We start from the raw sequence: 12,982 nt of genomic DNA on the forward strand, positions 1-12,982 counted from the left end.
GCAGAATGCGGCCCATGGATCCACTGCTGAGCCAACTCTCGACGTCCGTCTCGTCCGCCCGCACGCTCGAAGACCTGACGCGTCCCATGCTCGAGATGCTCGAGGCGGTGACGGGCCTCGAATCCACCTACCTGACCCGGATCGACTCGGCGCAGGGCCTGCAGCACATCCTCTATGCCCGCAACGTGCGGCAGATGCAGATTCCCGAGGGGTTGGCGGTGCCCTGGGGCGACACGCTCTGCAAGCGCGCGCTCGACGAGGGCCGCGTCTACACCGACAACGTGGCCGAATGCTGGGGCGACTCAGATGCCGCCCGGCAGCTCGGCATCCAGACCTATGTGAGCACGCCCGTGCGCACCGACAGCGGCGGCCTCTACGGCACTCTGTGCGCCGCGAGCGCCCAGAGCCGGCCGCTGCCTGACAACGCCTTCAACGTGCTCGGGCTGTTCGCACGGCTGATCGGCCAGCACGTGGAGCGCGAGCAATTGCTGCAGCGCCTCACCGAGGCCAACGCCGAACTCGCCGCCCGCGCCGCGACCGACGCGCTCACGAACCTGCCGAACCGGCGTGCCTTCCTCGACGAACTGCGACGCCTGCTGGCCCAGGCCGAACGCGACGGTCGCGGCGTGGTGGTCGCCTTCGTCGACCTCGACGGATTTAAGTCGGTCAACGACCTGCACGGCCACGACGCCGGCGACGAGTTCCTCGTGGCCATGGCCCAGCGGCTGCAGGGCAGCCTGCACGCCGGCGACCTGCTGGCGCGCCTGGGAGGAGACGAGTTCGTGGCGGCGTGTCCGGGACCCGCACGCGCGAACCCCGACGCCCAAGCCGACGCGCTCGCCTTCGCCGACCGCGTGGCCGCAGCCACGGCGGGTGATTTCAAGCTCGGCCACGTCGTGCTGAGCTACGCGGGCGCGAGCGTCGGTGCGGTGGCCGTCGATCCGCGCAGCACCGGCGCGGAAGACGCGCTGCGGCAAGCCGACGCCGCGATGTACGCGGTGAAACGCGCCCGCCGCGCCAGCCTGCCGCACTGATCGGCCGGCCGGCCACTTGCCGGCTGCGCTCCCCCCTGACCAACGCTGACGCAGATCGACGCCGGATGAATCCGCTCGCCCTCCGTATGCGTAAACGTTTAGGGAAAAAACTGTCTTCTGTTCGAAGCTGTTTCCAAATTCATACGGAGCGTTCAAATGATTGTCAATCGTTAACGCATCCCAGAGAATGTGCCGACATGGAAGCAATGAATGAGTTTTTGGATCACTTCGAACGCAGGGCGTGCAGCCCGCAATGGCTCGCATTCAACCGAGCTCTGGCCGCGGAACTGAGCGCCGGGCTTCCGCCCGAGGACCTCCATCAACTGTTCTTCCGCATCGGCGAAAGCGTGGCGCGCACGCTTCCCGTGCCTCCTTGCGACACCCTGAGCGAACTCGAAGCGCAATTCAACAGCCGCTGGGATGGCATCGACTGGGGCTACAGCACGCTGCGCGAAGAGCCAGATGCGCTCGTCATCCGGCATGCCTGCAGTCCGCTGGCCATGGCCTTCGGCGCGGACGCCAGCGCATGGACCACCGGGTTCCTCGAAGGCGCCTACCAGACCTGGCTGGGCAGCCAGCGCATGCCCCCTTCACTGCAGGTGCGGGCACAGCCGGACGCCGCACAGCCCGCAGCGATGATCGAACTGCGGCTTTCGAGGTTTTCCGCATGAGCATCGACAACCCCTCTGCGGAGGACGTGGCCGGGCTGTTCCGCAAATTCGGCGGCGACTCGCAAAACTACAAGGAGTTCGCGCCGCCTGAACCGACCGGCGCCGACGGACGTGCCGCATGGCCGCTGCTCGCTGGCGCACCGCTCGAGCGGGCGGCCGAGCCGCCGTCTGCCGCACCGGCACCGGTGCCGGTCCAGGCAGCACCGCCACCACCTGTGGCGCCGGCGATCTTCCCGTCTCCCACCATACCTGCGGCAAGCTCGTTGCCCCCGGCAGACCTTCAGCGCCCCACCGAGCTGCAAGCGCTTTTTGTGCGGCTCGCCACCCCCCAGCGCACCGAGCCCGCGCCCGGTCCCATGTCACGCTGGCGCAGGCCGACGTGAGCATGGTCGTCATCCCCGTCGTTTCATCCAAGGGCGGTGTAGGCAAGACGACGGTCGCGGCCAACCTCAGCGCCGAACTCGCGCAGCGTGGCCGCCCGGTGCTGGCGATCGATCTCGATCCGCAGAACGCGCTGCGCTTCCATCTCGCCACCAATCCCCACGCCTGCGTCGACGGCCTGGCCGAAGCCGCGTCGGGCCAGTTGCCCTGGACACAGGCCATGCGCCCGGGCCACGGCGGCACGGTGGTGCTGCCCTTCGGCACGGTCGACGACGAGCAGCAGATCGGGCTGGAGCAGGAGCTTGCGCGCCATCCCGGCTGGCTCGGCGAGACGCTCGCGCGCTTCGCGCTGCCCGACGATGCACTGGTCGTGATCGACACGCCGCCCGGCGCCACGGTCTACATGCAGCAGGCGCTGCGCGCGGCAAACTTCTGCGTGGTGGCCGTGCTGGCCGACGCCGGCTCGTTTGCCACGCTGCCGATCGTCGAGAAGATGATCGAGAAATACTGCCGGCCCCGCGCCGATTTCGGCGGCAGCGCCTATGTGGTCAACCAGGTGGCGCCGAGCCGGCGGTTGAACCATGACGTGCTCGAAATGCTTCGCGCGCGCCTGCAGTCGCAGCTGCTGGGCGTCCTGCACCAGGACGAATCGGTGTCGGAGGCGCTGGCCTCGGCCCTGCCGGTGCACCGCTACGCCCCGCTGAGCCAGGCGGCACACGACTTCGCCGTCTGCAGCGACCGGCTGCTGGCACGCATCGCCACCGACCGGCGCATGGACACCCTTCGATGAACCGCCCCTCACCTTCTTCCGCACCCGGCGACGAACGCCCGCCCCGCCCTGCCCCCGCGTTCCTGCGGCTGTGGCCGGTGCGTCTGGCGGGCTGGCTGATCCTGCTCGCGGCCCTGCCGGCGCTGATCATCGCGCCGATGACCTTCGAGCAGCAGCTGGTGCTCTCGGTCGGCATCTTCGCGGTGGCGCTGTTCGTGAACCGCTTCCGCGGCCACTTCGCAGGGCTGGTCATGATGCTGCTGTCGGTGATCGTCTCCTCGCGCTACACCTACTGGCGCCTGACCGAGACGATGTACATGGACAACCCGCTCGACCTGGTGCTCGGCGTGGGCCTGCTGGCGGCCGAACTCTATGCCTTTGTCGTGCTGCTGCTGGGCTACGTGCAGACAGCGTGGCCGCTCGGGCGCAAGCCGGTGCCGCTGCCGGACGACCCGGCCCTTTGGCCGACGATCGACCTGTTCATCCCGACCTACAACGAGCCGCTGTCGGTGGTGCGGCCCACAGTGCTGGCCGCACAGTCGATCGACTGGCCGCGCGACAAGCTGAAGATCTTCGTGCTCGACGACGGCCGGCGCCCGGAGTTCCGCGAATTCTGCGAGGCCGTGGGCGTGACCCACGTCACGCGCGACGACAACCGCCATGCCAAGGCCGGCAACATCAATGCCGCGCTGAAGAACACCAGCGGCGAGTACGTCGCGATCTTCGACTGCGACCACATTCCCACGCGCTCGTTCATGCAGATCGCGCTGGGCTGGTTCGGCCGCGACCCGAAGCTCGCGATGGTGCAGCTGCCGCACTATTTCTTCTCGGCCGATCCGTTCGAGCGCAACCTCGACACCTTCGGCACCGTGCCCAACGAGGGCGAGCTGTTCTACGGCCTGATCCAGGACGGCAACGACCTGTGGAATGCCAGCTTCTTCTGCGGCTCCTGCGCGGTGCTGCGCCGCAGCGCCGTGGAAGAAGTCGGCGGCATCGCGGTCGAGACCGTGACCGAAGACGCCCACACCGCGCTCAAGCTGCACCGGCGCGGCTGGAACACCGCGTACCTCGCGCTCCCGCAGGCCGCGGGGCTGGCCACCGAAAGCCTGTCGGGCCACGTGGGCCAGCGCATCCGCTGGGCGCGCGGCATGGCGCAGATCTTCCGCGTCGACAACCCACTGTTCGGGCGCGGCCTGCACTGGGCGCAGCGCCTGTGCTACCTGAACGCGATGCTGCACTTCCTGTACGGGCTGCCGCGGCTCATCTACCTGACGGCGCCGCTGGCCTACCTGTATTTCGGCGCCAGCGTGATCCATGCCTCGGCGTCGATGATCTTCGCGTTTGCGCTGCCGCACATCCTGCACGCCAACCTCACGAACAGCCGCATCCAGGGGCGCTTCAGGTACCTGCTGTGGAACGAGGTCTACGAGGCGGTGCTGGCCTGGTACATCTTCCGGCCGACGCTGGTGGCGCTGATCAACCCGAAGCTCGGCAGCTTCAACGTGACGGCCAAGGGCGGCCTGATCCGCCAAGAGTATTTCGACACCTCGATCGCCAAGGCCAGCCTGGTGCTGCTGGCGTTGAACTTCATCGGCGTGGGCCTCGGCCTGTGGCGCCTCACCTGGGTCGATCCGCAGAACATCGGCACCGTGTGGCTCAACCTGGCCTGGACGGTCTACAACCTCATGATCCTGGGCGCCTGCGTGGCGGCGGCCAACGAATCGCGTCAGGTCCGCAGCGCGCACCGGGTCACGCTCGAGGTGCCGGCGGCGCTCTACTTCCCGAACGGCCATTCGATGCGCTGCACGACCTACGACTTCTCGACCGGCGGCCTCGGCCTGGACCTGCCGGCCGAGGTGCCGCTCGAGATCGACGAGCCGGTGGAGGTGGCGCTCTACCGCGGCGACGCCGAGTCGCGCTTCCCGGCCACCGTGCGCTTCAGCAGGGGGCGCCGCGTGGGCTTGCGTTTCGCGCCGCTGAGCTTCGCGCAGGAGCGCGCGCTGGTGCAATGCACGACCGCGCGCGCGGACATCTGGGCCGCGCGCTGGGGCAACCATCCGCGGGTGGGCATTCACCGCGTGCTCGGCCATCTGGTGCGCATCAGCGGCGTCGGCTTCAAAGACATGTTTTCCCACTACTACCGTGCCACCGCGTCTCGACTGCGCCCTTCCAAGCGCACTGCCGGAACGAAGAAGGAACCTGCGTGACGAGCCCCCTGACACCGCCGCGCCACGCGCCATCCATTCCCCGTGCCGCCGCGAGAACGCCGGGCGCGCTCCTGCTGGGCGCGCTGGCTCTCGCGGCGGCCGCGGCCGGCCAGGCCTGGGCGCAGGCCGCTCCGGCGGCGCCTGCCATCGCTCCGGCGGCCGTGCCCACGCTCGCGATCCCGCCCCAGCAGCAGGCCGGCGCCGCGGGCGCCGCCACGCCGATGGCCATCCAGGCCGCCGCCGGCGGCACGGTGCGCGAACTCAACCTGACGCAGCTCGGCATCGACTACGCGATCCAGCTGCGCGGCATCAGCGGCACCGTGGGCATTCCGTTCAACGTGCGCGCCGACGAACTGGTCACAGCCGCCTCGCTGCGGCTCAACTACGCCTACTCGCCCGCGCTGATCCCCGAGCTGTCGCACTTGAAGGTGACGGTGAACGACGTGCTGGTCGCCACGCTGGCGGTGAACCGCGCCGAGGCCGGCAGGCCGCAGAGCGCCGACATCCCCATCGACCGGCGGCTGATCACCGAGTTCAACCGCATCAACCTCGAGCTGGTCGGCCACTACACGCGCGAGTGCGAAGACCCGGCGCACACGAGCCTCTGGGCGCGCATCGATGCATCGAGCACGCTCCGGCTCAATGTGGCGCCGCTGAAGCTCGCCAACGACCTCGCGACTCTGCCGCAGCCCTTCTTCGACCGGCGCGACGTGCGCCGCGCGCGCATTCCCTTCGTGTTCGGCGCCGCCGAGTCGGGGCCGCTGCTCGAGGCGGCGGGCGTTGTCTCGTCGTGGTTCGGCGCGCTCGCCGACTACCGTGGTGCCGTGTTCCCCGTCTCGCGCGGAGAGCTGCCGGACGGCCATGCGGTGGTGTTCGCCACGCCCGACACCAGTCTGCCCGGCCTGGTGCTGCCTGCGATCCAGGGGCCGGCACTGGCGGTGGTCGATCATCCGCAGGAGCCAACCGCCAAGCTGCTGCTGGTGATGGGGCGCGACGCGGCCGAGCTGCGCGCGGCGGCCGCCGCACTGGCCCTCAACAGCCGCGCGCTGTCGGGCGCCACGAGCGCGATCACCGCGTTCCAGGAGCCGCCTGCCCGCAAACCCTACGACGCGCCGCGCTGGGTGCCCAGCGACCGGCCGCTCCAATTGGGCGAACTTGCCACCGCCGCCGGCCTTTCGGTGGCCGGCTACAACCCCGACGTGGTGCGTGTCAACCTGCAGTTGCCGCCCGACCTGTTCACCTGGCGCAGCCGCGGCATCCCGCTCGACCTGCGCTACCGCTACACGCCGCGCGTGCGGCCGGACCAATCGACGCTGAACATCAACGTCAACGAGAATTTCATCGGCGCGCTGCCGCTGCGCGCAGCCAATCCAACGAGCGACCGCTGGTACAACCAACTGGCCGTCAAGCTCATGCCCGACGGCACGCTGGCCGAAAGCAAGGACATGATGCTGCCGCCGCTGGCCATGGGCGCGCGCAGCCAGTTGCGGCTTCACTACTACTTCGAACCGGTGGCGGGCCGCTGCATCCCGCAGCTCGACAACGTGCGCGGTGCGATCGATCCGACCTCGACCATCGACGTCTCCGACTTTCCGCACTACATCGCGATGCCCGAACTCGCGGCCTATGCCAACGGCGGTTTCCCGTTCTCGCGCATGGCCGACCTGTCGGAAACCGCGGTGATCCTGCCCGACCAGGCCGATCCCGCCGACACCGAGACCTACCTCGGCCTGATGGGACAGATCGGCCATGCGACCGGCTACCCGGCCTTGCGCGTCAGCGTCGGGCGCTCGGCCGAGGTGTCGAAATGGGCCGACAAGGACCTGCTGGTGATCGGCAGCCTGCGCAACCAGCCGCTGTTCGCCCAGTGGGCCGAGCGCATGCCGCTCAAGCGCACCGCCGACGCGCCTGCAGGCGACGGCGGAGCGCCGCAGTTCGCGCTGTCGCGCTGGATCGACAGCGCCGTCGACTTCGTCATCGGCGCGCGCACCCGCGAAGACCTGCCGGGCACGATGCAGATCGCGGTGAGCGACGACGGCCGCGACGCGGTGCTGGCCGGTTTCGAATCGCCGCTTCGCAGCGGCCGCAGCGTGGTCGCGGCCATTGCCGACGGCAACTCGAAGGACGCGCTGCTCAATGCGCTGATGACGCCCGACCTGCTCAAGCGCGTGCAGGGCAGCATGGCCATCGTGCGCGACACCCAGGTGAACAGCGTGCTGGGCAGCGAGACCTACTATGTCGGCCGCCTGCCACCGGTGGCTTGGGTGCAATGGAACCTCTCGCGCAGCCCGCTGCTCCTGGCCGGGCTCATCGTGCTGCTGGCGATGGTGGGCGCGGCGGTGGCCTACGCGAGTTTGCAGATCCGCGCCCGCAGGCGCCTGGAGTGACGCGGCCCACGATGTGCGAACGGAGGCAGCAGCCATGATGAAAGACCCGAATCCCACCCCGCGTACGCGCCCCCTTTCGGACACGAGGCGCCGCCTGCTGGTGGCCGCGGCGGCCGGCTCGGCATTGGCCGGGGCTGGTGCGGCGCGCGCGCAGGCTAGAACCGCGCCCTTGCCCGCCACCTGCCACCCGGCAGCGGACTGGGCTGCTTTCGTGGCCCGCCATGTCCAGCGCGACGGCCGCGTGGTCGACTTCCACACGCCGCAGCAGCATTCGACCTCCGAGGGCCAGTCGTACGCGATGTTCCTCGCGCTGGTGCACAACGACAGGCCGCTGTTCGCGCGGGTGCTCGCCTGGGCCGAAGCCAACCTCGCGGACGGCAGCCTCGCGAAAAACCTGCCGGCATGGCAATGGGGACGGGCATCCGACGGCAGCTGGGGCGTGCTCGACAAGAACCCCGCCTCCGATGCCGACCTCTGGATCGCCTATGCACTGATCGAAGCCGCCCGGCTCTGGAATGAGCCGCGCTACGGCACGCTCGGTCGGCGCTTGCTGGCGTTGGTGGCGCGCGAAGAGGTCATCGCCCTGCCCGGTCTCGGGCGCATGCTGCTGCCATGGTCGCGCGCGGTGGCCAGCGGTCCGGCGTGGCGGCTCAACCCGAGCTACATGCCGCTGCAGCTGTTGCGCTACTTCGAGCAGATCGACACCCAGGGGCCGTGGCGCGAGGTGGCCGACAACACGCTGCGGCTGATTGCGGCCACGGCGCCGCGCGGTTTCTCGCCAGACTGGTGCGCCTGGTCGGAAGACAAAAACGCCTTCGTGGCCGACCCCGAAAAAGGCCCCGTCGGCAGCTACGACGCGATCCGCGTCTACCTCTGGGCCGGCATGGTGTCCGAGCAATCGCCCGACCGCCGCGCGCTGCTGCGCAGCCTCGAAGGCCCGAAGCGGCTGCTCGCCGAGCGGCAGCCGATGCCGGAACAGGTCGACACCGCAACGGGCGCCGGGCGCGGCGTGGGCCCGCTTGGCTTTGCCGGCGCGCTGCTGCCCTACCTGAAGGCGCAGGGCATGGACCAGGCGCTCGCCGCCGAGCTGGCCCGGTTGCCGAACTCGCGCGCCGAGGCGCCGCCCGGCGGCACCGCGACCTCGGTGCTGCCCTACTACGAACAGATGCTGCTGCTCTTCGGCCAGGCTTGGCTCGACGGGCGCTACCAGTTCGGCCCCAACGGCCAGCTGCAAACCCAATGGAGACTGCTATGTCGATCCCCCCGCGCGGCATGAAGACGCCGCGGCAACCGCTTCGGCACCGTGGCCCGCGCGGCTTCTCCCGTTCCGCGCCGTGGCTCGCCTGCCTCGGCATGCTCGGTGCACTGGGTGCCGCCCCGCAGGCGCACGCCCAGGCCGACGCCGCTTCCGCGCTGGTCGAGCAGGGTGCCTACTGGCTGGCGCAAGGCCGCGCCGACTTGGCGGAGCAGAGCTGGCGCAAGCTCTTGACCATCGATCCGCAGTCGCCGGACGCCCTCCACGGCATGGCGCAGGTCGAGCTCTCGCGCGGCAACGCCGAGCCCGCGCGCAGCTGGATCGCCAGATTGCGGACTGCCGCACCGAACGATCCGCGCATTGCACGCCTGCAACAGCAGGCGCAGAACCCGGGCCAGGGCAGCCTGCTGCAGCGCGCACGCGGCGCGGCGCGCGCCGGCCGTGCCGCCGAGGCGGTCCAGCTCTACCGCGACCAGTTCGACAACCGCCCGCCGCCGCCATCGCTCGCGCTCGAGTTCTACCAGGTGCTCAGCAGCACCCCGCAGGGCGCCGACGAAGGCCGACGCGGCATCGAGCAGCTGGTGCGCGACTTTCCCGAGAACGCCAGCTACAAGCTCGCCCTCGCGCAGCTCCGCACCTACAGCGAGAGCACGCGCCGCGAAGGCATCCGCAGCCTGGCGGAGCTCGCCAAGCAGCCTGCAGTGGGCGCCGCCGCGCGCGCGAGCTGGCGCCAGGCGCTCATCTGGCTCGATGCGCGCGCGCCCGACATCCCGCTGTACCGGGACTTCCTGGCCGGCAACGAGAAAGACGCCGCTGTCGCTGCACGGCTCGAGGCGCTCGAGGCCGGACGCACGACCGCCGCGTCCTCGCCCGGCGTGCCGTTGGGCGAAGGCTATCGCGCGCTCGACCGTGGCGACGCCGCGACCGCCGAGGCACGCTTCCAGCAGGCGCTGCGCAACAAGGCCGACGATGCGGAAGCGCTCGGTGGCCTCGGCCTCGTGCGGCTGCGGCAGGAGCGCTTCGCTGAAGCGCAGCAGCTGCTGGAACAGGCGGCGCGCGGCGGCGGCGGCAAATGGAATTCGGCGCTGCAGAGCGCCACTTATTGGAACCTCGTCGGACAGGCCCGCACGGCGCGCGAGAAGAACGACCTGCGCGGTGCGCAGTCGCTGCTCGAGCGCGCGGTCCGCATCGACGCGCGCGAGAGCGTCGGCCAGATCGCCTTGGCCGACGTCCGCACTGCCGCGGGCGACCTGCCGCAGGCCGAACAGGGCTACCGGCGCGTGCTCGAAAGCAAGCCAGCCGATGCGCAGGCCCTGCGGGGGCTGGTCGCGGTGTTGAGCCGGCAGGGTCGCGCCGACGAGGCGCTCGAACTCTCGCGCCGCCTCACGCCAGAACAGGCCGCCCAGATCGGCAGCGGCCTGCGTGACATCCAGGTCGAACAGGCGCGCGCGCGCGCGAAACAGCAAGCGGATGCCGGCGACGCACCCGGCGCGCAGCGCACGCTCGAAGATGCGATGCTCGCGGCGCCCAACAGCCCGTGGGTGCGGCTCGACCTCGCCAACATGTATCGCCGCCAGGGCCTGGTGTCCGAGGCGCGCGGCGTGATGGAGGGGCTGCTGATGTCGCAGCCCGACATGCCCGACGCCCTGTTCGCGAGCGCCCTGCTCGCCTCGGAGATCGGCGATGCCGCCAGCGGCATCCAGTACCTTGAACGCATACCCGCTGCGTCGCGCACACGCGAGATGGCCGCCCTGCAGCGCCGGCTCTGGGCGCAGTCGCAGGCCGAGCGCGCGCAGGCACTGGCGCGACAGGGACAGGTCGCGGCCGCACGCCAGGTGCTCGGCCAGGCCGAGGCCTCGCTCAGCAACGACATGCCGGCCGAGATCTGGGGCCAGCTTGCAGGCGCTTACGCCGACGTCGGCGATGCCCCGCGCGCCTTGGCCATGAGCCGCCAGTTGCTCGCGCGCACCCCCGTACCCGGCACGGGAGACCGGCTGCTCTATGCATCGGTGCTGCTCAAGACGCGGCAGGACATCGAGCTGTCGGCCGTGCTTCGGCAGTTGCAGGGCACGCAGATGACCGCCGCACAGCGTGCCGATTTCGACAGCCTGCGCGTGGCCTATGCGCTGCGCCAGACCGATGCGCTGCGCGAGGCCGGCAACCTGGAAGCGGCCTACAACGCCGTGGCCCCGGTGCTGGCCGAGCGGCCCGAAGATCCGAAGGTGCTGGCCGCGCTGGCGCGCCTCTATGCGGCCGCACGCGACGAGAAACAGGCGCTGGCGCTCTACCAGCGCGTGCTGCAACGCAGCCCCACCGACCTCGACACCCTGTTGGCGGCCGCCGCGAGCGCGAGCGCGCTGCGCGAGCATGGCGACGCCGAAAGCTACGTGATGGCCGCACTCAAGCAAGCGCCAGACGAGGCGCGCGTGCTGACCGCGGCCGGCCGCATCTACCGCAATGCAGGCGACAGCCGCAAGGCCGAGCAATACCTGCGCGCCGTGGTGCAGGCCGAAAGCCGGCTGGCCGCGGGTCCCGGCATGGGGCCGGGCACGTCGGGCGGGCTGCCGCCTTCGAATCCGTTCGCCGGCATGACGGGCGGCGCGCCGAGCGCGGCCCTGCCGCTGCCAGTCGCCGGCGGTGGCGGCAATCCGTTTGCTCAGCGGGGAATGCAACCAGGGATGCAGCCGGTGGCGTATGCCGCGGCCTACCCTGCCGCGCCCGCGAACTTCAATCCGCCGGGCCAGCCCTATCCCGTGGCCGCGGCGCCCGGCGCGGTGCCGTGGCCCACGGCCGCGCAGCCGGCCGCAGAGGCGCCGGGCGCACGCCGCCGCCGAGGCAGTGAGCCCGCGGGCGCGAGGAACACGCGGACGCCCGCGGCGAACGCCGCGCCACAGCAGGCACCGGCCTACATCCCGCAGCCGCTGCAGTCCTATCCCGTGCCAGGCGCCGCGCCGGTCGCGCCCGTGTATGCGCAGGTGCCCACGTCCTCACCCAGCTGGAATGCTCCGTTGCGCGCTCAGCAACCGCCAGCCGATTCGGCCGCTGCGGCCCTGCGCGAGATCGAAACGGAACGTTCGGTCAGCCTGACCGCCGGCACCGTGCTTCGCAACCGCGCGGGCGAACCCGGCCTGAGCCGCCTGACCGATTTCGAGATCCCGATCGAGGCACGCTTTCCGGTGGGCGACGGCAAGATCGTCGTTGGCGTGACGCCCACGGTGCTCGATGCGGGCTCGCCCGCGGGCGACTACGCCAGCGCCAGCCGCTTCGGCGGCGGCCCTGGCCCCGCCTTCACCGCGCTCGGCAGCGGCACCTCGCCGGGCCAGCAGAACGCGGCCGGCATCGGCCTGAGCGTGGGCTACGAAGGCAAGAACTTCGGCGCGAGCATCGGCACCACGCCGCTGGGCTTCCAGGAAGTGAACATCATCGGCAACGCGACCTTCAAGGGCAACTTCGGCGATGCCTGGTCGTACAAGGCCGACCTGTCGCGGCGCCCCGTGACCGACAGCCTGCTGTCGTTCGCGGGTGCCAAGGACGAGCGCACCGGCGAACGCTGGGGCGGCGTGGTGGCCACCGGCGTGCGCGGCGACATCGGCTACGACGACGGCACCTACGGCTTCTACGGCTACGGCGCGCTGCACGGGATCTCGGGCAAGAACGTGGCGAGCAACTCGCGCTTCGAGACCGGCGGCGGCGCCTACATTCACCTGCTCGACCGTCCTTCCAACAAGCTCACGCTCGGCCTCAATCTCGGGCTCATGGGCTACGAGAAGAACCTGAGCTACTACACCTTCGGGCATGGCGGCTACTTCAGTCCGCAGAGCTTCGTGGCCCTGTCGCTGCCGGTGGATTGGAGCGGGCGGAACGACCGGCTGTCGTGGCGTGTCAATGCGTCGCTCGGCATCCAGTCGTTCACGCAGAAACAGGCGCCCTACTTCCCGACCGACAGCAGCCGCAACAGCGCCGCCGGACAGGCCGCAGCAGAGGGCTTCAGGCTCGGGCTGAGCAACGCCATCTACACCGGCGCCTACCCGAAGACCTCGAAGACCGGCCTCGCCTACAACCTGGCAGCGGTGCTCGAGTACCAGCTCGCGCCGCGCATGTTCCTCGGTGGCTCGGTCGGGCTGAACAACGCTCAGGACTACCGGCAGTTCACGGGCAGTGTCTATCTGCGCTACCTGTTCGACGGCGCCAGCACGCTGGGCGTGCCGAGCGGCACCACGCTGCGTCCGCTGACCTCGCCCTACACGCCGCTGCTCTGACGCGAGGTGCGCGCGGCGC

At 70.4% G+C, this 12,982-nt stretch carries 8 protein-coding genes; all 8 read left to right on the forward strand.

Annotated elements, in window-relative coordinates; all coding sequences use genetic code 11:
* The first annotated feature begins 14 nt into the window (after nucleotides 1-14).
* The 8 genes from AC3A6G_RS11075 to AC3A6G_RS11110 all read left to right on the forward strand — a co-directional run bounded on the left by AC3A6G_RS11075 (nucleotide 15) and on the right by AC3A6G_RS11110 (nucleotide 12,963).
* Nucleotides 15-1,034 (forward strand): sensor domain-containing diguanylate cyclase, encoded by a 1,020-nt coding sequence (locus AC3A6G_RS11075; protein WP_487859030.1) that lies wholly within the window; start codon nucleotides 15-17, stop codon nucleotides 1,032-1,034.
* Between the two features lie 65 nt (nucleotides 1,035-1,099).
* Entirely contained in the window at nucleotides 1,100-1,705 is a 606-nt protein-coding gene (gene bcsD, locus AC3A6G_RS11080; RefSeq protein ID WP_487873619.1) for a cellulose biosynthesis protein BcsD, read from the forward strand.
* Nucleotides 1,702-2,088, forward strand: a complete 387-nt coding sequence (gene bcsR / locus AC3A6G_RS11085) for a BcsR/BcsP family cellulose biosynthesis protein (protein ID WP_487859028.1) — start codon at nucleotides 1,702-1,704, stop codon at nucleotides 2,086-2,088. The genes bcsD and bcsR overlap by 4 nt, the downstream gene beginning before the upstream one ends.
* Before the next feature lie 2 nt (nucleotides 2,089-2,090).
* Nucleotides 2,091-2,876 (forward strand): cellulose biosynthesis protein BcsQ, encoded by a 786-nt coding sequence (bcsQ, locus tag AC3A6G_RS11090; protein WP_487873620.1) that lies wholly within the window; start codon nucleotides 2,091-2,093, stop codon nucleotides 2,874-2,876.
* The gene (bcsA, locus tag AC3A6G_RS11095) at nucleotides 2,873-5,062 is read left to right on the forward strand and encodes a UDP-forming cellulose synthase catalytic subunit (protein WP_487873621.1); all 2,190 of its coding nucleotides are present in this window, start codon (nucleotides 2,873-2,875) and stop codon (nucleotides 5,060-5,062) included. The genes bcsQ and bcsA overlap by 4 nt, the downstream gene beginning before the upstream one ends.
* Entirely contained in the window at nucleotides 5,059-7,449 is a 2,391-nt protein-coding gene (gene bcsB / locus AC3A6G_RS11100; protein ID WP_487873622.1) for a cellulose biosynthesis cyclic di-GMP-binding regulatory protein BcsB, read from the forward strand. Before bcsA ends, bcsB begins: the two co-directional genes overlap by 4 nt.
* 34 nt (nucleotides 7,450-7,483) lie before the next feature.
* Nucleotides 7,484-8,725 (forward strand): cellulose synthase complex periplasmic endoglucanase BcsZ, encoded by a 1,242-nt coding sequence (gene bcsZ, locus AC3A6G_RS11105; RefSeq protein ID WP_487873623.1) that lies wholly within the window; start codon nucleotides 7,484-7,486, stop codon nucleotides 8,723-8,725.
* Nucleotides 8,701-12,963 (forward strand): cellulose biosynthesis protein BcsC, encoded by a 4,263-nt coding sequence (locus tag AC3A6G_RS11110; protein ID WP_487873624.1) that lies wholly within the window; start codon nucleotides 8,701-8,703, stop codon nucleotides 12,961-12,963. Before bcsZ ends, AC3A6G_RS11110 begins: the two co-directional genes overlap by 25 nt.
* Nucleotides 12,964-12,982: the final 19 nt, after the last annotated feature.

Source organism: Variovorax sp. Soil_C_26 (assembly GCF_057657075.1).